Annotated in this window: 17 protein-coding genes; 11 read left to right on the top strand and 6 right to left on the bottom strand. The window is 44.8% G+C overall.

What is annotated here, in order from left to right; all coding sequences use genetic code 11:
* The first annotated feature begins 60 nt into the window (after positions 1-60).
* Positions 61-2,463: a glucose/quinate/shikimate family membrane-bound PQQ-dependent dehydrogenase gene (locus FTU82_RS07655; protein ID WP_180101206.1), complete on the top strand. Its 2,403-nt coding sequence runs from the start codon at positions 61-63 to the stop codon at positions 2,461-2,463.
* A gap of 392 nt (positions 2,464-2,855) precedes the next feature.
* Positions 2,856-4,964 carry a TonB-dependent receptor gene (locus tag FTU82_RS07650; protein WP_180101205.1) on the top strand — a complete coding sequence of 703 codons (2,109 nt, stop codon included), beginning with the start codon at positions 2,856-2,858 and terminating at the stop codon, positions 4,962-4,964.
* A gap of 46 nt (positions 4,965-5,010) precedes the next feature.
* Here the strand turns inward: FTU82_RS07650 and FTU82_RS07645 are convergent, their stop codons facing one another.
* From FTU82_RS07645 to FTU82_RS07635, 5 genes are all read right to left on the bottom strand, one after another.
* Positions 5,011-6,147, bottom strand: a complete 1,137-nt coding sequence (locus FTU82_RS07645; protein WP_180101204.1) for a Shedu immune nuclease family protein — start codon at positions 6,145-6,147, stop codon at positions 5,011-5,013.
* Between the two features lie 108 nt (positions 6,148-6,255).
* Complete coding sequence (locus FTU82_RS07640) at positions 6,256-7,539, bottom strand: ribonucleotide-diphosphate reductase subunit beta (RefSeq protein WP_180101203.1); 1,284 nt, start codon at positions 7,537-7,539, stop codon at positions 6,256-6,258.
* A gap of 140 nt (positions 7,540-7,679) precedes the next feature.
* On the bottom strand, positions 7,680-7,808 hold the full coding sequence (locus tag FTU82_RS16155; RefSeq protein WP_257221939.1) for a hypothetical protein: 129 nt from the start codon (positions 7,806-7,808) through the stop codon (positions 7,680-7,682).
* 60 nt (positions 7,809-7,868) lie between these two features.
* On the bottom strand, positions 7,869-7,997 hold the full coding sequence (locus tag FTU82_RS16150) for a hypothetical protein (protein WP_255209521.1): 129 nt from the start codon (positions 7,995-7,997) through the stop codon (positions 7,869-7,871).
* 274 nt (positions 7,998-8,271) lie between these two features.
* On the bottom strand, positions 8,272-11,109 hold the full coding sequence (locus FTU82_RS07635) for a ribonucleoside-diphosphate reductase subunit alpha (RefSeq protein ID WP_180101202.1): 2,838 nt from the start codon (positions 11,107-11,109) through the stop codon (positions 8,272-8,274).
* Positions 11,110-11,675: 566 nt separating this feature from the next.
* Between FTU82_RS07635 and bfmR the strand changes: the two genes are divergently transcribed.
* On the top strand, positions 11,676-12,392 hold the full coding sequence (gene bfmR / locus FTU82_RS07630; protein ID WP_074383465.1) for a response regulator transcription factor BfmR: 717 nt from the start codon (positions 11,676-11,678) through the stop codon (positions 12,390-12,392).
* A gap of 42 nt (positions 12,393-12,434) precedes the next feature.
* Complete coding sequence (gene bfmS, locus FTU82_RS07625) at positions 12,435-14,102, top strand: sensor histidine kinase BfmS (protein ID WP_005097929.1); 1,668 nt, start codon at positions 12,435-12,437, stop codon at positions 14,100-14,102.
* Positions 14,103-14,172: 70 nt separating this feature from the next.
* On the opposite strand, the gene FTU82_RS07620 is transcribed toward bfmS, so the two are convergent.
* Positions 14,173-14,529 carry a hypothetical protein gene (locus FTU82_RS07620; RefSeq protein ID WP_100329152.1) on the bottom strand — a complete coding sequence of 119 codons (357 nt, stop codon included), beginning with the start codon at positions 14,527-14,529 and terminating at the stop codon, positions 14,173-14,175.
* Between the two features lie 572 nt (positions 14,530-15,101).
* Between FTU82_RS07620 and ndhC the strand changes: the two genes are divergently transcribed.
* From ndhC to nuoH, 7 genes are all read left to right on the top strand, one after another.
* Complete coding sequence (ndhC, locus tag FTU82_RS07615) at positions 15,102-15,647, top strand: NADH-quinone oxidoreductase subunit A (protein ID WP_005097926.1); 546 nt, start codon at positions 15,102-15,104, stop codon at positions 15,645-15,647.
* 6 nt (positions 15,648-15,653) lie between these two features.
* Positions 15,654-16,334 carry an NADH-quinone oxidoreductase subunit B family protein gene (locus FTU82_RS07610; RefSeq protein ID WP_005097925.1) on the top strand — a complete coding sequence of 227 codons (681 nt, stop codon included), beginning with the start codon at positions 15,654-15,656 and terminating at the stop codon, positions 16,332-16,334.
* Positions 16,335-16,424: 90 nt separating this feature from the next.
* Positions 16,425-18,212 carry an NADH-quinone oxidoreductase subunit C/D gene (gene nuoC / locus FTU82_RS07605; RefSeq protein WP_180101201.1) on the top strand — a complete coding sequence of 596 codons (1,788 nt, stop codon included), beginning with the start codon at positions 16,425-16,427 and terminating at the stop codon, positions 18,210-18,212.
* Positions 18,213-18,226: 14 nt separating this feature from the next.
* Positions 18,227-18,736, top strand: a complete 510-nt coding sequence (gene nuoE / locus FTU82_RS07600) for an NADH-quinone oxidoreductase subunit NuoE (protein WP_004280775.1) — start codon at positions 18,227-18,229, stop codon at positions 18,734-18,736.
* Positions 18,733-20,064: an NADH-quinone oxidoreductase subunit NuoF gene (nuoF, locus tag FTU82_RS07595; protein ID WP_005097923.1), complete on the top strand. Its 1,332-nt coding sequence runs from the start codon at positions 18,733-18,735 to the stop codon at positions 20,062-20,064. The genes nuoE and nuoF overlap by 4 nt, the downstream gene beginning before the upstream one ends.
* 11 nt (positions 20,065-20,075) lie before the next feature.
* Entirely contained in the window at positions 20,076-22,754 is a 2,679-nt protein-coding gene (nuoG, locus tag FTU82_RS07590; protein ID WP_180101200.1) for an NADH-quinone oxidoreductase subunit NuoG, read from the top strand.
* A 3-nt stretch (positions 22,755-22,757) separates the two neighbouring features.
* Positions 22,758-23,765, top strand: a complete 1,008-nt coding sequence (nuoH, locus tag FTU82_RS07585; RefSeq protein WP_005097920.1) for an NADH-quinone oxidoreductase subunit NuoH — start codon at positions 22,758-22,760, stop codon at positions 23,763-23,765.
* Positions 23,766-23,772: the final 7 nt, after the last annotated feature.

Genomic DNA, 23,772 nt, shown 5'->3' with positions numbered 1-23,772 from the left:
AAGGGTGCTCATGCCTGTCATGTGCATGGACTTTCAAAAAAACTTTTATAGGTGTTCAATATGAATACTTCATCATCAGGTTCGGTACTGAAAACGATTTTAGCGGTCATTGCCGCTGTTTTCGGTATAGGACTGCTGATTGGAGGGATTTATCTTGCAGTGCTGGGTGGGTCTTGGTACTACATCATTGCAGGTATTCTCTTTATTGCGACCGCAGTTCTCTTATATCAACGAAAAAGTGCTGCACTCCTTGTTTATGCCATATTCGTTTTGGCGACAGTGGTGTGGGGGCTGTGGGAAGTCGGTTCAGATTTCTTTGCACTTGCGCCGCGTTTAGATATTTTAGGGCTGTTTGGTCTGGCCCTGCTGATTCCGGCAGTAACACGCGGTTTTGATCAAAGCAAAGGTGCGAAAATTGCCCTGGGTGGTTCACTGGCTATTACCATCGCTGTCATGATTTATGCTGTATTTAATGACCCGCAAGAAATTCGCGGTGAATTAAAATCTCAGCAGCCTGCAGCCCACCAGCCAATCCCGGGTGTGGCAGATGAAGACTGGCCAGCCTATGGCCGTACCCAGTCCGGTTTGCGTTATTCACCCTTAAAGCAGATTAATACTGAAAATGTCAAAGATTTGCAGGTGGCTTGGGAATATCACACGGGCGAATTCAAGACTGAAAATGACTCGGGTGAAACCACCAATCAGGTTACCCCAATCAAGGTGGGTGACAACATGTACATCTGTACCACTCACCAGAAATTGACTGCGCTTGATCCGGCAACCGGTAAGGCGAAATGGACCTATGATCCAAAGCTGAAAGCTGATCATACCTATCAGCATTTAACCTGTCGTGGTGTGTCTTATTATGATGTCAACAATACGGCTGGTTTTGAAAGCAGTCTGGCTGCGAAAAAAAGTAGCTCTGCTGAATGTCCACAAAAAGTGATTTTACCGGTCAATGATGGGCGTTTAGTAGCGGTCAATGCGACCACCGGTAAAGTCTGTTCTGATTTTGGTAAAAATGGCGAAGTCGATCTGCAAAAAGATATGCCATTCCCATATCCGGGCGGTTATATTCCAACCTCACCGCCTGTAGTAACCGGCACCACTATTATTATTGCGGGTTCAACCACAGATAACTATTCAACTGAAGAACCATCGGGTGTGATCCGTGGTTATGATGTCAATACCGGTGAACTGCTTTGGGTATTTGACACAGGCGCTGAAGATCCGAATTTAATTCCTGCACCGGGTCAAAAATTTGTACATAACTCTCCAAATGCTTGGGCACCTTTGGCCTATGACGCCGAGCTGGACATCGTCTACGTACCAACGGGTGTGGGTACCCCGGATATTTACGGTGGTCACCGGACTGAGCTGGACGAACGTTATGCCAACTCGATGCTGGCCTTGAATGCGACGACCGGCAAACTGGTATGGAACTTCCAGACTACCCATCACGATTTGTGGGATATGGACGTACCTTCACAGCCGACATTGACCGAGATTAAAGACAAAAACGGCAATATGGTTCCAGCCATTTATGTCTTGACCAAAACCGGGAATGCTTTTGTGCTGGATCGTCGTAATGGTAAAGCGATTGTGCCGATTACCGAGAAACCGGTACCACAATCTGTGAAACGCGGACCTCAAACTAAAGGCGAGTTCTATTCTAAGACTCAACCGTTCTCTGATTTTAACCTAGCGCCACAAGATAAATTGACCGATAAACAGATGTGGGGTGCGACCATGTTTGACCAGTTGGTCTGCCGTGTTGCGTTCCACAAATTGAATTACAATGGCATTTATACCCCACCTTCTGAAAATGGGACGCTGGTCTTCCCGGGTAACCTGGGTGTGTTTGAATGGGGTGGTATGTCGGTGAATCCGGATCGTCAAATTGCATTAACCAATCCGATTGGCCTGCCATTTGTATCGAAACTGATTCCTCAAGATCCGAACCGTCCTAAGACGGCTAAAGGTGCAGGCACAGAAGCCGGTGTTCAACCGATGTATGGTGTACCTTATGGCGTTGAAATCAGTGCGTTCCTGTCTCCGTTTGGGCTGCCGTGTAAACAGCCGTCTTGGGGCTTTGTTGCAGGTGTGGACTTAAATACTCATGAAGTGGCCTGGAAACGCCGTATCGGTACCATTCGTGACAGTATGCCGGGCATTCCATTGCCACCATTCAAAATGGGTGTGCCGATGCTGGGTGGGCCTATTTCTACTGCGGGTAATGTAATGTTTGTGGGTGGAACTCAAGATAACTATATCCGTGCCATTAATGTGAACAACGGTGATGAGTTATGGAAAGGCCGTCTACCTGCAGGTGGTCAGGCTACGCCAATGACTTATGAAGCGAATGGCAAGCAGTATGTGGTCATTATGGCCGGTGGTCATGGTTCCTTTGGGACTAAAATGGGTGACTCTCTGGTGGCTTATGCCTTGCCAGACAATAAATAGTTAAACTTTTAAATCAGTATGAAGAAGCCTGATCCGTCAGGCTTTTTTTATTATGTATTGTTGAATGCCTACATCGAGTTTTAAGGACACAGAGAAATGATGTTGATTTGTTGCTGAAAGCTCAATTTCATTCAGATCGCATTAAAATAATATGCTTTGTATATGGCTGATTTTAAGCGCAATTCAGATAAAGGATTAATCAAGTCTGAATTTATCGAACACAGAATTTTAAGCTCAAAGTTTTTCTATCCATTGAGCGAACTATATGTCATCGAATCAGCGCATTTATTGGATATCGATGCTTAAAACAAAATGAGTTGAATCATGAGATGTACGCCATCTCGATAAGGTATTTGCCGCATTAAACCACTTTCAAATAAGGCCTGTCATTTATGTACCAAAGCCCGAAATTTCCATTCGTGAGATCGACCTTGTCATGCCTGATTGCTTGCATAGGTCAGAACATTTATGCAGAAAATGATACACAAGAAGTCCAAAGGTTAGACACGATTGTCATTCAAGCGACCCGTACCGATCGGGAGCGATTGACCACACCGGCGTCAGTGTATTATCTGAATCAAGAACAAGATAACAGCCTGAATGTGAACCTTTCGGAAACATTAAAAGGCGTTCCAGGATTACAGTTAAATAATCGTGAAAACTATGCCCAAGACCTGCAAATTTCGATGCGAGGCTTTGGCGCACGGTCCAGTTTTGGTGTGCGTGGTGTGCGTTTATATGTGGATGGAATCCCTGCAACAATGCCGGATGGGCAGGGACAAACTTCGAATATTGATTTGAACAGTCTGGATCATATTGAGGTTTTAGGTGGTGCGTTTTCCTCACTCTATGGTAACTCTTCCGGGGGGACGATTTTAACCACCACAAGGGAAGGGCAAGGCGCTGACTCGATTGAACTGGGGCATTCTGCAGGGAGCCAGAATAAAGGGCAGACCAAGCTGGTTTTGCAAGGTGGTTCAGAAAATGCCGATGAACCAGCTTACATCATTAGCTCCTCTTATTTTGATACCGACGGCTATCGGGAGCATAGCAGTGCGCATAAAGTCCTGAGCAATGCCAAGCTGACCTGGGAGCTGGAAGATGGTTCTAAAATCAACTGGATGAATAACTACGTTAAAATTGCAGCGGATGATCCGGGCGGTTTAACCCGAGAACAGTGGAAGGCCAATCCCAGACAGGTCGCTGCCAACGTAGTTCTTTATAATGCACGTAAAGAAATTGAACAGCTGCAAACAGGTTTAACCTGGAATAAGCCAATCAATGACCAGCATGAACTGTATGGCATGGCCTACTGGGGACAGCGCGCAGTCACGCAATATCAGTCGATTCCAAACACAGCACAAGGTGGAATAAATCATGCGGGTGGCGTGATTGATTTTGATCGTAATTTTTATGGGACAGATTTACGCTGGACGGGTAAAGATATTCTGCCCAATACCCAACTGATTGCTGGTCTCGCTTTAGATGCTATGACTGAAGACCGTAAAGGCTATCAAAACTTTTTAGGTGATCGCTTGGGAGTCAAAGGTGAACTGCGTCGAAATGAAGATAATACCCTGTGGAATTTAGATCCGTATTTGCAAGCTTCTTATCACTTTGCTCCCGATTGGACATTGGATGCCGGCCTGCGCTATAGCAATGTACATTTCAAGTCTAAAGACAAGTTCTTAGCGAATGGCAATAATTCAGGTAAAACCACTTATGATAAATTATTACCATCCATGGCTTTAAGCTGGCAGATTTTACCTGAGCTGATGACTTATGCCAGTTATGCACAAGGCTTTGAAACGCCGACCTTTACCGAAATGTCTTATCCAGCAGATGGCAGTAGTCGCACACTTGATCTAAAAGCAGCAGAAAGTGAAACCTATGAGATGGGATTGAAATCTGCAAATACATTAGGTGATTTTACTGTTGCTATTTTCCAAACTCAAACTGAGAATGATATTGTCTCTGCAGAAAATGACAATGGCCGCTCTTCTTTCCGAAACGCAGATAAAACTTTAAGAAAAGGTATTGAACTCTCCTGGAATAAAAATGTATGGCGTGATTTAAAAGCACAAGCAAGTTATAGCTATATAGATGCTACTTTTGATGCTGAAATTCCCGCAATCGGTACGGTTGCCGCTATTTCAGCCGGGAACTATATTCCGGGGATTGCCAAAAATCAGGCATTTTTAAGTCTGGGCTGGAAGCCTGAAAGTGGCTTACACGCAGGACTCGATGTGCGTTACTCCGATAAGATTTATGTGAATGACTTAAATTCTGATACTGCACCAAGCTACACAGTCGCTGGTGCCAATGTAGGTTATCAGTGGAAAATGCAGGATTGGGCAGTGAATACTTTTGCACGGGTGGACAATCTGTTGGATAAAGACTATTCGGGTTCAGTCATCGTCAATGAAAGCAATTCACGCTTCTTTGAACCAGCGGAAGGACGTAACTGGAGTGCTGGCTTGAGTGTGACCAAAGCATTTTAAGTAAATTTTGAATAAAAAAATCCCGCTATGATGCGGGATTTTTATTTTATTGTCCCACAATGAATTCAGCTCGTGCATAGAGTTCATCAAAGGTAATAATTTCTACATTTTTTGAATTTTGCCGAAATAATTCAAAGGTTTTTTCTTTAATTTTTTTCTCTTGCGCATTTTTGCTTTTATCGAGTTCAGTCCATTTTCCAATAATTAAAATAGTCTTAGAGTCATAAGCTTTTTGTTTAATTTCTTCACCATTTTTATCATACTCTCTTGAGCTTTCACTTAGCTTAATTTGCCCGCTAGCTTTATGTTCCAATATTTGGGAATGTGCTTCGTATAAATCAGTAGATAATTTCCAGCTATTAGATCGATTCATCTTTTCGCTGAAGAGTTTCGTATCAGGTCTTTTGATTTCTACAAATGTAGTGAATTTATTGTCACCCAATAGAAAATCCGCATTGACTGCATTTTTCCCACCTAAGTTTGCTGCATTCAGATTAGCTTCATCTTGTAGTATGGACTGAAATCTATAATCTAAGCCATATCCGAAAATCCATGGATTGTTTTTAAAAAAGTATTGCCATACTTTTTCAGGTGATGAATTTTGGATGCTATTTTCATTTTTATATGTATTGAGATAATCTTCACTGTTGAGAAGTTTCTTAAATTTTTGAAGACTAAGTTTCCTATATCCAGTATTTACAATGTCGTGGTTTGTAATCACTCCACTATTTAGAAAATCAGAAACTAGGCTAGATTTATCATCGTTATTTAATGTTTGATTAATAAGTGTCGAGATAGATTCTTTGCATTGATTGTTTTGTTCTAAAGAAAACGAAATTTTGCGTTCAGTTACTTGTGAAATATCAAGGATTTTTATAATTTCAAGAAATTCAGTTATGTGCCCTAGTGTAAAAGAGGAAAGGGTGATATGTCCTTTTTGTTTTCCATTTTCATAGGTTGTTAATGTGAGTCCTTTGATTAATTCATTTTGATAAGTAAGTCTTAGTTTAATACGTGGACTTATCTGTACATCTAAATGGTTTTGATCAGTTTCAGGCAGAATTACACTGATATATTTACCTGACTGATTAGTGAAGTTGTTTTGGTATAAAGTGAAAATATCGGAATTATGTACACATTTTTCATCAAAATTCATTGATGGTGAGAATGCTTGGTATTGCATAAAGTTATCCCATTTATTTGATTTATATGAAAATATTTTTTTAATTCGAATCAGAATAAAAAAGGGAGGGATTAACCCTCCCTTTTTAGAAATAAATCTAAAAAAGCATTACCAGCTTAACGCACCACCAGTTTGGTAATCCGTTACGCGTGTCTCGAAGAAATTCTTCTCTTTACGCAAGTCCATCATTTCTGACATCCACTGGAACGGGTTGTTCACACCAGCGAACTGTTCAGGCAAGCCTAACTGCGCCAGACGACGGTTAGCAATGAACTTCAGGTATTCTTCCATCATGCCAGCATTCATGCCGAGTACACCGCGTGGCATCGTGTCACGTGCGTATTCGATTTCCAGCATTGTGCCTTCAAGAATCATCTGAATGATTTCTTCCTGGAACTCGGTTGTCCATAGACCCGGGTTTTCGATCTTGATCTGGTTAATCATATCAATACCGAAGTTCAGGTGCATGGATTCATCACGCAAAATGTACTGGAATTGCTCGGCAACACCATTCATCTTGTTACGACGGCCCATCGACAGGATCTGGCTGAAACCGCAGTAGAAGAAAATCCCTTCAAGTACACAGTAGAACGCGATCAGGTTGCGCAGCAGGATCTGGTCATTTTCAGGTGTGCCGGTTTTAAAAGTAGGATCACTTAAAGACTGGGTATATTTCAGACCCCACGCTGCTTTACGTGCCACTGACGGAACTTCGCGGTACATGTTGAAGACTTCGCCTTCATCCATACCGAGCGATTCGATACAATACTGGTAAGCGTGTGTATGAATCGCTTCTTCAAATGCCTGACGCAAGATGTACTGACGGCATTCAGGGTTGGTAATGTGACGGTAAATCGCCAGTACCAGGTTGTTTGCAACCAGTGAATCGGCAGTCGAGAAGAAACCGAGTGAACGCATGACAATGGTACGTTCATCTTCAGTCAGGCCGTTTTCAGATTTCCAAAGTGCGATGTCATGGTTCATGTTGACTTCTTGCGGCATCCAGTGGTTTGCACATCCATCAAGATACTTCTGCCAAGCCCATTCGTATTTGAACGGAACAAGCTGGTTCAAGTCGGCACGACAGTTGATCATCGCCTTGTCGTCAACCTGTACACGCTGTGCACCCATTTCAAGCTCTTCCAGACCTGGAGCAACATCAAGTTGTTCTAGAGAAGCAGATGCTCTTGCCAGCGAATCGGTTGGATTTGATCCTCGGTTTTGAGTGGCTCTAAGGGGTTGTGTAGTTGCCACATCCGGCGATGCGTTGCCTGCATCAGATACCATCTGTGAATTAGTCGCTTTTTGCGGCTCGACGGGCGCAGGCTGCTGTTCAGGAGCAGCCGGTTTTTGCGAATCATCTTCGAAATCGTCCCAACTTAGGATAGACATATCAATTCTCTCTACGTTGCTTCATATCTTTTATGAGACATTCAGCTTGGCTGAGATGTCTTACTATACGCTTAATTTGTGTAAGCAAAATTAAGTTTTATCGATGAATGCTGTGAATTTATACAGCAGCACTATCCCCACTACTTATTTTGTTTACGCTGCTGGCGTAGTTTGAACCAGAAATAAGCAAGTGGTGCGTAAAAGGTAATAGCAAAGGAAATCAGCAATGCCGCAAGTCCTAACATGTAGTTGTGGGTCATATAGGGCATTGAGGTTTCCTTTTACTTTTAGTTTGTGAATCCTAGCCGAAACTAGGATTCACGTTTAAATCATTTTTTAGATGATTTTGCTGGCTTCACTGTTTCAACAATCGTGGTCTTTGGGTGCTTTTTAGCATATTCCAAAGTAACGTATTGACCAGTGATAGCACTTCGAGCTGCTTTTTGATTATTAGCCATGCTCAGTACTCCTTGATACAAAATCAAGATGACTCTTACTGGCTCATAAACTAATTCAATGATAGAATCGCTCACGCATTCTCATATGCCAGCCTCGTTGTGACCATCTTGGTATCACTTCGAGATTGAAAGCCTTCTAGTTAGTTTTGGTCGACGCTAGAGGGCTTTTTTATTGCCTAAATTTCGTAATCCCCCTAAATCCCCCTTTATAAAAGGGGGACTTTCTCCCTCCTTTAATAAAGGAGGGTCGGGGGAGGATTTAAAACCTGTCAGATTACTGACAAGCCTCACAATCTGGATTGTCAATTGAACATGCCATTGGCACTGGAGCCGCTTGCGCAAAACCTTCTTCCTCTGCAGGAACTTCAGGTTTTTTCGCTTCAACCACTGGAGCGGCTGCTGCAACAGGTGCTGCAGTTGCAGTCGCTTTAACAGCATTTAGTGCGCCAGTGTTAATGGTCGATTTCTCAGCAGAAGTCGCACCCAATGCACGTAGGTAATAAGTGGTTTTAAGACCACGTAACCAGGCCATCTTGTAAGTGATGTCCAGTTTCTTACCGTTTGCACCAGCGATGTAAAGGTTCAGAGACTGAGCCTGATCAATCCATTTTTGACGGCGTGATGCAGCATCTACGATCCAGCGTGTATCAACTTCAAATGCAGTCGCGAAGATGGCTTTAAGCTCTTCAGGAATACGGGAAATCTTCTGTACAGAGCCTTCGAAATGTTTCAGGTCGTTGACCATTACTGCATCCCAAAGGTCACGTTCTTTCAACGCACGTACCAGGTACGGGTTAATCACGGTGAACTCGCCAGACAGATTCGATTTCACATACAAGTTCTGGAAAGTAGGCTCAATCGATTGAGACACGCCACAAATGTTAGAAATCGTTGCAGTTGGCGCAATCGCCATCACGTTTGAGTTACGCATACCGTCTTTTTGAACTTTGGCACGTAAAGTGTCCCAATCCAAACGTTGAGTGCGGTCAACTTCGAACATACGTTCAGGACGTGTTTTTGCAACCAGATCCAGTGAGTCGATTGGTAAAATACCCTGATCCCACAATGAACCTTTAAATGTCTCATAGGTACCACGTTCAACAGCAAGGTCACTTGAAGTTGAAATCGCGTAGTACGAAATCACTTCCATTGATTCATCAGCAAACTCAACCGCAGCATCAGAACCATACGCCAGGTTCATTTCGTATAAAGCATCCTGGAAGCCCATGATACCCATACCGACTGGACGATGTTTCAGGTTTGAATTACGTGCTTGTGGAACAGCGTAGTAGTTGATGTCAATCACGTTGTCGAGCATACGCACAGCAGTTTTTACTGTACGTGCCAGTTTTTCGCGATCCAGTACACCGCCTTGCACGTGTTGAACCAGGTTGATCGAACCTAAGTTACACACCGCGATTTCTTCTTTGCTGGTGTTCAACGTAATTTCGGTACACAGGTTAGAAGAGTGCACTACACCTACGTGTTGCTGTGGTGAACGTAAGTTACAGACGTCTTTGAATGTGATCCACGGGTGACCAGTTTCAAACAACATCGACAGCATTTTTCGCCACAAATCTTTTGCACGGATTTTCTTGTGCAGCATGTTTGTTTCTTTGGCAATGCCTTCGTAGTAAGCATAACGCTCAGCGAATTCTGCACCGGTCAAATCATGTAGATCTGGGGTTTCAGAAGGTGTGAACAATGTCCATTCCGCATCTTCGAATACACGTTGCATGAACAGGTCAGGAACCCAGTTCGCTGTGTTCATGTCGTGGGTACGACGACGGTCATCACCGGTGTTTTTACGAAGTTCCAGGAATTCTTCAATGTCCAGGTGCCAGGTTTCAAGATATGCACAAACTGCACCTTTACGCTTGCCACCTTGGTTGACCGCAACAGCCGTATCGTTCGCGACTTTAAGGAATGGAACTACACCTTGCGACTTACCATTGGTGCCTTTGATGTAAGAGTTTAAAGCACGCACTGGTGTCCAGTCGTTACCCAAACCGCCTGCCCATTTAGACAGCATGGCGTTATCACGCATTGCGCCATAAATATCATACAGGTCATCATCAATGGTGGTTAAGTAGCAGCTCGATAATTGTGGACGAAGCGTACCTGAGTTAAACAGGGTAGGCGTCGATGCCATATAGTCGAAGCTAGACAACAAGTTATAGAACTCGATGGCACGTTCTTCACGGTTTTCTTCATTGAGCGACAAGCCCATAGATACACGCATAAAGAACAATTGCGGCAATTCGAAACGTACGCCATCGGAATGGATGAAGTAGCGGTCAAATAAAGTCTGTAGACCTAGGTAGGTAAACTGGTTTGAGCGTTCTGGTTGAATCGCCGCTGCCAGTTTCGCCAGATCAAAGTTAAGCAGTTCTGGTGAAATAAGCTCAAGCTCAATCCCTTTTTTCAGGAAAGTTTCAAGTGCTTCACCTTCATGCGTATCCGTAGGCAGCCCCAGGAATTTCAAACCAGTCGCCACCAGATCATCACGCAACAAACGTGCGGTCACATAGGTGTAGTTCGGCTCTTGCTCGATCCGGGTACGGGTCGCCATCATCATGGTGGTGGAGATGTCAGACTCTTTTACACCGTTGTACAGGTTTTTCACGGTCTCATCGACAATGGCTTGTACATCAATTCCTTCAAGGCCTTCTGCTGCTTTAGTAACATGCGCAGTTAAAGCACTTAAATCAAGTGGCTTAAGTTGGCCTTCAGCATCGGTAATTTGCAGGGTCGGATGATGGTGTGCACCTAACTGTTTACGTGCTTCAGAACGTTGTTCACGGTAAATGACATAAGAGCGTGCAACTTTCTGTTCGCCCGTACGCATTAGCGCAAGTTCAACTTGGTCTTGAATTTCTTCGATATGAATCGTTCCGCCAGAAGGTAAGCGACGTTTAAAGGTATTCAGTACCATTTCCGTCAGTTGCTCGATACGATCATGGATCCGGCTCGAGTCAGCGCTTTGCTGGCCTTCAACCGCCAAAAACGCTTTACCAATTGCGACAGAAATTTTTTCTGCATCAAAAGCGGCAACATCACCGGTGCGTTTAATCACCTGAAGTTGACCAGGAGTTGAAGTGATTACGCTCATGTTAGCATAGCTCCATTGTCATCTATTTTTATGTTTATGGACCGTTTGAACTGGGCAAGTTTCATGCACAGTGTTTGAGGAATAAACACAAGACCTAGTGGTTTTAAAATTAATTGAACACAAGATACGGGAAAATTTAGGGTAGATCAATATTGACATTTAGCTAAATATTTTTCTTAAGTTTTGCTTTAATCCTTGTAAAAATATCGCTATTTTTATTGATTTTTGTATAAGCCTTATCAGGCAAGGCATAGCATAACAAAGTCCCGGGAAAGTGCTTATAGATAACATTGTGGATAACTAAAAAGTGCTGAATCAAGCAGTCATATTTTGTCCATGTAATAGTTGTGTAAATCACAAATCAGATCTAAATCACTGTTTCAAGCATAGTTGCCCAAAAAATGCACGATAAAATATTACAAAATGCTATCTTGATGTATCAGTTTGGTGAACGCTATCTTGTTTACAATGTAAACGTGTGTATATTGCAAGCATATTAAAAACGTATCTATTGGATTTCAAAAGGATACGCCTATAGCGTAGATCCACCAAATAAGGGGCAATACATGAGCCAAGAAGAAAAGTTACCCAAGATTTTAATTGTTGAAGATGATGAGCGTCTTGCTCGTTTAACACAGGAATACCTCATTCGTAATGGACTTGAGGTTGGGGTGGAGCCAGATGGTAACCGGGCCATTCGCCGGATTATCGCTGAGCAGCCAGATATGGTGGTGCTGGATGTGATGTTACCAGGAGCGGATGGTTTGACCATTTGTCGTGAAGTGCGCCCGCATTATCATCAACCGATCTTGATGTTGACTGCGCGTACTGAGGACATGGATCAGGTCTTGGGTCTGGAAATGGGTGCCGATGACTATGTCGCTAAACCGGTACAACCACGTGTATTGCTGGCACGTATTCGTGCATTACTGCGTCGTACGGACAAGGTGCCTGAAGATGAAGTGGCACAGCGTATCGAATTTGATGATCTGGTCATCGACAATGGTGGTCGTTCAGTTACTTTAAATGGTGATCTGGTTGATTTTACCAGTGCGGAATATGACCTGTTGTGGTTGCTTGCATCAAATGCTGGCCGTATTCTTTCCCGCGAAGATATTTTCGAGCGTTTACGTGGCATCGAATATGATGGTCAGGATCGTTCAATCGATGTGCGTATTTCGCGTATCCGTCCAAAAATTGGTGACGATCCAGAGAATCCGAAGCGTATTAAAACCGTGCGTAGTAAAGGTTATCTATTCGTTAAAGAAACTAATGATATTTAAGCAAATGTACGTTGTTGCTTGAACGAGCAGGATAAACTATAGGTGTTTAAACACAGTATATTTTTGCGTATATACGCAGGACTCGTCATCCTTGTCGTGTTGGTGGCTGTGTTCGGCTATCTGTTGGTACAGATTATCAACTATCAGCGTGCGCAAGAATATCGTGAGTCTCTGACTGATGGTATGGCCTATATCATCAGTGAGGGTGTCGCGCGCCAGCCAAATCTTCAGCAAAAGATGGATTGGGTTTCCGATGCTTCTGATTTGCTGGAATTGCCAATTCACTATGTAGAAGCCAGCAAGGTGGATATCACCCGTGCAGAAGGTCGCCGTATTGCAGATCGTAAAGCCGTGGTGCGCTGGGATGCCAAAACCGGCATTGCCTATATTGTGGTGGGGCTGCGCGATGACCCGAATCATTATCTTTATATTAAAGCTGACAGTATTACTGAACGGCAGATGAAAGCCTTGCCGGTGTTTATTCTGGACTATCTGGTCTATTATCCAGGTCAGGAAAAAGAATATCTGTCCGCTATTCAGGATCATTTTTCTTATCCGGTATCGATTGAAAACGTACAGAGCTTACCTTTAGATTCCGAGCAGATCGGGCGCTTGCGTCTTGATCACAGTATTATCCTGTATCGGGATAGTGCCTCAATCCGTGGCACCACCATTTCAATTATTTCGCCAATTCCAGGTTCGACCTCACAAGTCTTGGTGATGGGGCCGGTGCCATTGTTTAACTGGATGCCATTCCAGTTAGCGACTGGTATTACCTTATTGAGCCTGTTTGTGCTGAGTCTGGGGGTGTATGGTTTGCTGGTGCCAATGCAGCGCAAGTTGCGTGAAGTCAGCTATGCCTTAAACAAAATGAAAACCGGTAATATGTCATTGCGTCTTCCTGTCGAAGGAAGTGACGAAATGGCAACGCTGGCCTCTAGCTTTAACAATATGTCTGATCATATTCAGCGCCTGATTGAAGCCCAGCGTGAACTGATGCGTGCGGTGTCGCATGAACTTCGTACACCGGTGGCGCGGATTCGTTTTGGTGTGGAAATGATGGCAGATGAAGATGATTACGATTATCGTCTGCAACAGGTCGAACAGATTGATAAAGATATTGAAGCACTGAATACCCTGATTGACGAGATCATGACCTATGCCAAGCTAGAACAGGGCATGCCTTCGATCGAGTTTGAAAAGGTCAATCTGTTTGAAGTGCTGAATCAGGTAGCTCTGGAAACTGAAGCATTAAAAACCCAGAAAATCATTGAGCTACATTCAATGCCTGATGTGGTGGTTGAGGCAGAACGCCGTTATCTGCATCGCGTAATTCAGAATCTGGTCGGCAATGCGGTACGTTATTGCGACAATAAGGTGCTGATCAGTGGTGGTCTGGATCAGGATGGTCAGGCTTATGTCTCTGTTGAAGATGATGGCCCGGGAATTCCGGAAGTGGATCGTGCCCGGGTCTTTGAAGCCTTTGCCCGGCTGGATGACAGCCGCACCCGTGCTTCGGGTGGCTATGGTTTGGGTTTATCCATTGTCAGCCGGATTGCGTACTGGTTTGGTGGCAAGATTCATGTGGATCAAAGTCCGAGCTTGGGTGGTGCGCGCTTTATCATGAGCTGGCCTGCACAGCGTTATGTAAAGAAGAGCAAGCGCAAGTTGGCAGAAAAGACTGAGGAAATCAGTGATCATTCAGCTTGATGTTATATAAATGCTTTTGAGTTATAAAAAAAACGATGCCTGAGCATCGTTTTTTTATTGGGGAAGAATTTTATTCCTGAATGGTGGCATCCGGCTCAATCAATGGTTTGCCTTCTTTTAGGCCATGCAGGGCTTCAGGATTGAAGTCGATCATTAGCTTGGTATTTTTTCCATCAATGCTATAGCGCTGGATCAGCCTCTGATCACCAGATAAAGTTTCTACTTTGTATTCATCGGCAATATTCATGATGCCATCCAGATTAATGCTGGAAGAGGCATGATCCTCTTGAAACAGTGCATGGATATCGCGCAAGTCAAAAGCGACCTGACTTATATTGGGGTGTTTCTGGACATAATCTTGGATATGTCGCACCAGTAACTGGGCAAATAAAAAATAATTCGGCTTATGCGAGAAGCGTAGAGACATGCAAGGACTCCTTATTGTTACTTTATTAATGTCATTATGTGGCTTAGAAATACAAATAACATATTCTGAATCAGTCTGTTGGGTGTGTTGCAAAAAGATACAATTGCTTGCCTTGAGTGAGGTTGGGCTTAAAGTGCTTTAATCCAAGTTAAAATGTGAAAATCATGTTAAATATCAAATTAAATCAAAAGCTTTATCCGCTGAAAGTTATGGATAGAATAAGTTTTTGTCTGATTTTTCTTTGCTTTGGTCGTGAAAGGGGCTATATCTAAGCCAGAGGCCAAGCAAGAATGATCTGAAATGGATTTATTTTTCAGGAATACTGTTTATAGAAAAATTAATAGAAAATTAAAACTTAATCCAATAAAACGATTAAATCGGATGTTGAGAGATCAAACGCAAATTAAATGCTGAAATGCCTAAAAAATCATCCCAAAGACTAAGGCTTATAAACTAGCAAGTGAAATCCAAAATCAGGTACAATTGGCGGGATTAATTTTGTGTTTGGTGTATTTGAAGGCCAATACATACATTCTTTGTTAACAAATAGGCCTGCCAGGAGTTATCCCCGCATGAGTGCTATTACTCCATACGAATGGGCAATTATTGCCTTCGTGATCGGCGTTACATTTTTATGCGTCTTTATGCTGACCGTCCCATTACTCCTCGGGGGTAAATCATGGGGCCGTGCCAAGCAGGAGCAGTTTGAGTCAGGTGTTGTTGGTGCAGGTGGGGCTCGTATCCGCTTGTCTGCAAAGTTCTATTTAGTTGCAATTTTCTTCGTGGTGTTTGATTTAGAAGCACTTTATCTATATGCATGGGCGGTTTCTGTTCGTGAAGTAGGTTGGATTGGTTTTGCAACTGCAGCTATCTTTATTTTAGTTTTACTTGTTGGTTTGGTTTACGAATTATCCACAGGCGCACTCAACTGGGCACCTTCAGACAAACGTAAAGCCGCAGGAATTAAAGCTAAGATTGGTTCGCCAAATATGGATCTAGCAGAAATTACGCGCTTTAACTCAATTGAAGAATTGGTAATCGACCCTACAGGTCAAATCCCAGCTCAATCCTCTGGTCGTGTGAAAAGCTCACCGGCTAAATCATCTGATAAGGAGTAAGACGGGATGAAATATACATTAACCCGTGCGAATCCGGATGCTGATCAATATCCACTTCAAGAGCGTATCCTTGTAGAAGATCCGTTACTTGAAGAAGAAGTGAATAAAAATGTATTCATGACTCGTTTAGAGGATGTGGTACATACAGCAGTCAACTGGGGTCGTAAAAACTCAGTTTGGCCGTTTAACTTTGGTACATCATGCTGCTATGTAGAGTATGCGACGACCTTAACCGGTGTGCATGACTTGTCACGTTTTGGTGCCGAGGTGATTCGTGCTTCACCGCGTCAGGCGGATTTAATGATTGTGGCGGGTACCTGCTTTGTGAAAATGGCGCCTGTCATTCAACGTTTGTATGAACAGATGCTTGAACCGAAATGGGTCATTTCAATGGGGGCATGTGCCAACTCAGGTGGGATGTACGACATTTATTCAGTGGTACAAGGTGTGGATAAAATCATCCCGGTCGATGTTTATGTTCCCGGCTGCCCACCACGTCCTGAAGCTTTGATTCAGGCATTAATGCTGTTGCAAGACCAGATTCAACTCGAGCGTCGTCCGCTTTCTGCGGTGATCGGTGATGATCTTAAGCCAGTGTATAAGCCAAAGATGATGCCGGAACGTGACCGTAAGAAAGATCAGCGTGTTGCTGTGAAGAACTTGCGCTCTATGGATGAAATTAAATAATTTAAACGACTGGTCTTTTTTGCTGCACCCGCTATGGGTGTAATTGTCGTTTAGGTTGACTGAATTTGTATTAAATAGGAAGCCAAGCCAATGGCTGAAACTGACATTGCTATGCCAGAATCAACACCAGTTGATTCACGCCCAGCATTTGCCATCATTGAAGAACTCAAAACCAAATTTGGTGAGAACTTCTATGTGCAAACGACTTTCGAGGATTTCCCGACAGTCTGGGTTGAGCGCGCACGTGTACAAGAAGTTTTAATGTTCTTGCGTACAGTATCACGTCCTTACGTGATGTTGTTCGACTTGTCTGCGGTAGATGAGCGTCTGCGTACGCACCGCGACGGTTTACCTGCGTCTGACTTCACAGTGTTCTACCACTTGTTGTCGCTCGAGCGTAATACTGACATTCGTATTAAGGTTGCCTTAGCTGAAAGTGATCTGAATCTTCCGACGGCAACCAACATCTGGCCAAATGCCAACTGGTACGAACGTGAAGCTTACGATATGTTTGGGATCAATTTCGAAGGGCATCCAATGCTCCGTCGTATCTTGTTGCCAACCTATTGGGAAGGTTATCCGCTACGTAAAGAATATTCTGCACGTGCGACTGAATATACCCCGTATTTACAAGACAAGGCCAAGCAGGACTACGAACAGGAACATCTGCGTTTCGTGCCTGAAGATTGGGGTATGAAGCGCGGTAATGCCGATGAAGACTTCATGTTCCTGAACTTGGGGCCTAACCATCCATCTGCGCACGGTGCATTCCGTGTAATTTTGCAGCTGGACGGCGAAGAAGTGAAAGACTGTGTGCCTGATATCGGTTATCACCACCGTGGTGTGGAAAAGATGGCTGAACGTCAAACCTGGCATTCATTCATTCCGTATACAGACCGTGTCGACTACTTGGGTGGTTGTGCACAAAACATGCCTTATGTGATGGGCGTGGAGCAAATGGCGGGCATTACTGTACCGGACCGTGCGCAATGTATCCGCGTGATGATGTCGGAATTGTTCCGTATCAATAACCACTTGTTGTTTATTGGTACTGCAATTCAGGATGCCGGTGGTATGACCCCAGTATTCTATATGTTCGCTGACCGTCAAAAGATTTATGACGCGATTGAAGCGATCACGGGTTACCGTATGCACCCAGCTTGGTTCCGTATAGGTGGTACTGCGCATGACTTGCCAAATAACTGGCAGCACCTCATTCGCGAAATCCTCGACTGGATGCCGAAGCGTATGAATGAATACTACACAGCTGCATTACGCAACTCTGTATTCATGGGTCGTACACAAGGTGTAGCGCAATATGACGCTAAATCTGCATTGGCTTGGGGTGTAACCGGTACTGGTCTACGTGCTACAGGTATTGACTTTGACGTTCGTAAATATCGTCCGTATAGCGGCTACGAAAATTACGATTTCGAGGTTCCTTTAGAGTACGAAGGCGATGCTTATGCACGTGTCATGGTTCACTTCCGTGAAATCGAAGAATCACTGAAAATCGTCAAGCAATGTCTAGACAACATGCCGTCTGGTGCGTACAAAGCAGACCATCCACTGGCTGTTCCACCACCAAAAGACAAGACATTACAAGATATTGAAACCTTGATTACGCACTTCTTAAGCGTATCTTGGGGTCCTGTAATGCCGGCAGGTGAAGCATCTGTGATGGCGGAAGTGGTGAAAGGTGCGTCGAACTACTACTTGACTTCAGACAAGTCAACCATGAGTTACCGTACCCGTATTCGTACACCAACCTTCACGCATTTACAGCAAATGCCTTCTGTGATTAACGGCAGCCTCATGTCTGACTTAATCATTTATTTAGCGACCATTGACGTCGTAATGGCTGACGTGGATCGCTAAGGGGTAAACGCATTATGATGATTTTGACTGATAAAAAGCCACGTGTGAACGTTGAAGGAATTTTGACTGCGGACGAAATTCACGATATCGAACATCACATGGGGCACTATCCATACCCACGTGCGGCATGTCTGGACGCGCTAAAGTGTGTACAACGCCGTAATGGCTGGGTAGATGATGCGCAAATGAATGCCATCGCGCAAATGCTGAGCATGAGCGTTGCAGATCTGGAAGGTGTGGCAACCTTCTATAACCGTATTTACCGTCAGCCGGTCGGTCGTCACGTAATTTTGTTATGTGATTCGATTGCGTGCTTCTTGATGGGTGCGGAAACTTTGGCAGAAGCATTCCAGCGCGAATTAGGCATTCAGTTTGGTCAAACGACTGCAGATGGTCGCTTTACCTTGTTGCCAATTTGCTGTCTGGGCAACTGTGACAAAGGCCCAACCTTAATGATTGATGAAGACACGCACGGTCTGGTTGAAGTGACTTCGGTGAAACAGCTGTTGGAGAAGTATGTATGAATACTGAACCAAAACCAATTTATGGCGACGGTAACCCGGAAACGCATCCACTCACATGGCGTTTAAGCAAACAAGCGAACGTACGTAATGCAGATGATTACGAAGCGCTCGAAGGTTATGCAGGCTTTAAAAAAGCCCTGTCGATGTCGCCTAAAGATGTATTGGACGTGGTGAAGGCAGCGACTGTTAAAGGTCGTGGTGGTGCAGGCTTCCCGGCAGGCATCAAATGGTCACTAATGGCGCCAAATGACAATTCAGGTCCACGTTACCTGATTTGTAATGCCGATGAGATGGAACCAGGTACCTTCAAAGACCGTTTGTTGATGGAAGATCTTCCACATCAACTGATCGAAGGGATGCTGATCGCGGGTTATACACTTGAAGCAACCCACGGTTATATCTTTATCCGTGGCGAGTACATCGAAGCGGCTCAGTACTTAAATGAAGCGCTTGAGCAAGTTCGTGCCAAAGGTTACTTAGGGGATAACATCCTGGGTACCGGCTGGAACTTCGAGTTACACGTGCATACCGGTGCAGGTCGTTATATCTGTGGTGAAGAAACTGCATTGATTAACTCGCTTGAAGGCCGTCGTGCCAACCCGCGTACCAAACCGCCATTCCCGCAAGTTGCAGGTGCTTGGGGTCGTCCTACGATTGTCAACAACGTAGAGACCTACAACAACTTACCCGCCATCATGCTGCGTGGCCCTGAATGGTATATCGGCTTGTCTGCGGGCAAATCGAAAGATCCAGGTACCAAAATCTATGGTGCATCAGGTAAAGTGAAATTCCCGGGTCTATGGGAATTGCCTTTTGGTACGACTGCGCGTGAAGTGATTGAAGATCACGCGGGTGGTATGCGCGATGGTTTAACGCTGAAAGCATGGTTACCGGGTGGTGCATCAACGGACTTCCTGGCGGCCGAGCATATCGATCTTCCGATGGATGCGGAAAGCATCATGAAAGCAGGTTCTCGTTTGGGAACATGTCTGCTCATGGTGGTTGATGAAACCCAATGTATGGTTTCAGCAACACGTAACCTAGAAGAATTCTTTGCACGCGAATCATGTGGTTTCTGTACCCCTTGCCGTGATGGCTTGCCTTGGGCAGTGAAAGCGTTAAAAGCGCTGGAAAATGGCACAGGTAAACAGGAAGATATCGATCACTTACAAGAGTTAACGCGTAAGCTTTGGATCGGTAAAACTTTCTGTGCCCACGCACCGGGTGCAATGGAACCGCTCATGGGCGCACTCAAACATTTCCGTGGCGAATTTGAAGCGAAGGTGGTGAATGCCGCTGCTCAAGTTAGCTCCGTAGAACAAGCTTAAGGAATTCGACTATGGCTACAATTCATGTCGATGGCAAATCGTATGAAGTCAACGGCTCGGAAAACTTGCTACAAGCATGTTTGAGTCTTGGCATTGATATCCCATACTTTTGTTGGCATCCGTCCTTAGGTTCTGTCGGTTCTTGCCGTCAATGTGCCGTGACTCAATACGCGAATCCGGAAGATACCCGTGGTCGTTTGGTCATGTCATGTATGACGCCTGCATCTGACAATACCTACATTTCGATTGAAGACAAAGAAGCAAAAGATTTCCGTGCTTCGATTGTTGAATTCTTGATGACCAACCACCCGCACGACTGTCCGGTTTGTGAAGAGGGTGGTCACTGTCATTTACAAGATATGACCGTAATGACACAGCATGACCGTCGTCGCTACCGTTTCACCAAACGTACCCATTACAACCAAGAGCTTGGCTCATTCATTTCTCACGAAATGAACCGTTGTATCGCCTGTTACCGTTGTGTGCGTTATTACAAAGACTATGCAGGTGGTACGGACTTCGGCGTGTATGCCAACGCATCACGTGTGTATTTCGGTCGTCCGGAATCAGGCACTTTAGAATCTGAATTCTCGGGTAACCTGACTGAAGTTTGTCCAACAGGTGTATTTACCGATAAAACTCATTCGGCACGTTATAACCGTAAATGGGACATGCAATATGCGCCAAGCGTATGCCAAGGCTGTTCTTCAGGTTGTAACATCTCTCCGGGTGAGCGTTATGGTGAACTTCGCCGTGTCGAAAACCGTTTCAATGGTGAAGTTAACCAATACTTCCTATGCGATAAAGGTCGTTTCGGTACAGGTTATGTGAACCGCGAAGACCGTCCGCGTCAACCACAATTCCGTAAAGGTGCGACTGTAGAAACTGTTTCAGTAGATGTAGCACTTGATACGGTGATTGCAAATATCCAGGACAAAAAAGTTCTGGGGATTGGTTCACCGCGTGCATCACTTGAATCAAACTTCGCGCTGCGTGAGTTGGTGGGTCAAGAGAACTTCTCAACAGGTTTATCTCAAAAAGAGCAAAATCTGGTTGAACTTGCAGCTTCAATCATGCAAACCGAGGGTGTTTACAACCCGAATATGCGTGAAATTGAAAGCTATGATGCAGTTTTGATCTTAGGTGAAGACTTAACCCAAACTGCGCCACGTATGGCTTTATCTGTTCGCCAAGCTGCGAAAAATAAAGGCAAAGAGATGGCAGCGGAACGTCGTACCCAGGAATGGCTGGCTGAGCCGGTACAACGTATTGCTCAAGATGCGAAATCTCCGATTTACATCCTGGCTGCGACACAAACCCGTCTGTCTGATGTTGCCGAAGGCGAAGTGGTTGCTTCTCCAAACGACATTGCACGTTTAGGTTTTGCTGTTGCTGCGGGCGTGAAGGGCGAAGCAATTCTCGGTTTAGATGACGATGCGAAAGCATTTGCACAAACGATTGCCGACACCTTAAAAGCTGCGAAAAAACCATTGATCATCTCGGGTACCAGCTTACATGATGCATCAATCATGGAAGCTGCTGCACAAGTTGCACAAAATCTGGGTAATGCAGGCTTGACCTTGACAGTTCCTGAAGTGAACTCGATGGGTATGGCAATCTTCGGTGGTCAAAGCTTAGAGCAAGCCTTTGCACAAGATTATGATGCAGTGATCGTGGTTGAAAACGATCTGTATCGTCGTCTACCTGCTGCACAAGTGGATGCTGCACTTTCAGGCAAAGACGTGATTGTTTTAGATCACTCTGAAACTGAAACAGTGAAAAAAGCCGACATCGTGCTTTCTGCTGCAAGCTTTGCTGAAGGTGATGGTACGGTGGTATCGCAAGAAGGCCGTGCACAACGTTTCTACCAAGTGTATGACCCGAGCTACTACAATCCTGAATTGGCAATCAAAGAATCTTGGCGCTGGTTACACGCTCTGGAAACCGGCGTGAAAGGCAAAGCGATTTCTTGGACGTTGCTGGATGATGTGATCGAGTCAGTTGCGAAAAACGTACCTGCACTTGAAGGCATTCTGGATGTTGCGCCTGATGCGGGCTTCCGTGTCCATGGTCTTAAAGTAGCACGTGAACCACGTCGTTACTCAGGTCGTACTTCGATGCGCGCGCCATTGTCTGTCCATGAGCCAAAACAGCCAGTGGACAACGACTCTGCATTAACCTTCTCGATGGAAGGTTATGTCGGAACTCAAACACCTTCAGCACTGGTACCATTTGCATGGTCTGCCGGCTGGAACTCGCCGCAAGCCTGGAACAAATTCCAGGACAATGTCGGTGGTCATTTGAAAGGTGGTGATTCAGGCGTTCGTTTATTCGACCGTTTGGCAAAACTTCCGGCACGTACCTTTGTTGCACCGGCACCTGTTTTGGTTAATGCTGAAAGCTTCCGCCTAGTTCCAATGCACCATATTTTTGGTTCAGGTGAATTCACCGTAAAAACACCGGCAATGGAAACACGTATTCCTGAAGCGGTATTTGCGGTCGGTGAACAGGATGCAGCCCGCTTAAATGTTCAAGATGGTCAGACAATCACGGTGAAAGCAGGTGAGACGTCAATCGTTCTTCCAGTTCAAGTGATTGAATATTTACCGACAGGTTATATTGGCTACCCAATCGGTCTGGCACCGACGGTATCTCTTGCAGAGCCTGTTTCAGTCGCGGTAGGAGTGTAATTCATGGAACAAGAATTAATCCGTCAAACGCCGCTGTGGGCTGAAAACTGGCCAATTGCCTATTCAGTCATTCAAGCGATTGTGATCTTGCTGGTTGTAGTACTGATCGCTGCGTTGATGTCTTTTATTGAACGTCGTTTACTCGGCTTGTGGCAAGACCGTTACGGTCCGAACCGTGTCGGTCCGGGCGGTATGTTCCAGATTGTTGCCGACATGCTGAAAATCATGTTCAAGGAAGACTGGACACCAAAATTTGCTGACAAACTGACTTTCCGTATGGCGCCAGCAGTTGCGATGGCAACTGCTGTGCTGTCGTTCATGGTTATTCCTGTTTCACCTTATCTAGGTGTGGCAGACATGAGCATCGGCCTGTTGTTCTTTATGGCAATGGCAGGTATTGCAGTCTATGCAGTACTGTTCGGTGGCTGGTCATCCAACAACAAATACGCCTTACTCGGTGGTTTACGTTCTGCGGCTCAGACCATTTCTTATGAAGTGTTCCTGGGGATCTCGCTGATGGGTGTGGTGGCAATTGCCGGCTCATTCAACATGCGTGAAATCGTTGAAGCACAACGTGATGTCTGGTTCGTGGTGCCTCAGTTCCTTGGCTTCCTGATCTTCGTGGTTGCGGGTGTTGCGGTGACGCATCGTCATCCATTTGACCAACCAGAAGCAGAACAAGAACTGGCTGAAGGTTACCATGTCGAATACGGCGGCATGAAGTGGGGGATGTTCTTCGTTGCGGAATACGTCAACGTAGTACTAATCTCTGCTTTAATCGTGACGTTATTCTTCGGTGGCTGGCTCGCGCCATTCAACCTTGAAATTCCGTTCCTTCCAGCAGCATTCTGGTTCATTATCAAAACAGCATTCTTTGTAATGATGTTCGTGTTGGCACGTGGTTCATTAATGCGTCCACGTTATGACCAGGTAATGAATTTTGGTTGGAAAATTTGCTTGCCATTAGCTCTAGTCAACCTGTTGGTGACTGGTGCCGTGATCTTGTGGTAAGGGCAGG

It is taken from the genome of Acinetobacter sp. YH12151 (assembly GCF_013418355.1).
Classification (GTDB): Bacteria; Pseudomonadota; Gammaproteobacteria; order Pseudomonadales; family Moraxellaceae; genus Acinetobacter; species Acinetobacter pseudolwoffii.
This window is presented reverse-complemented; position numbering and strand designations above follow the sequence as displayed.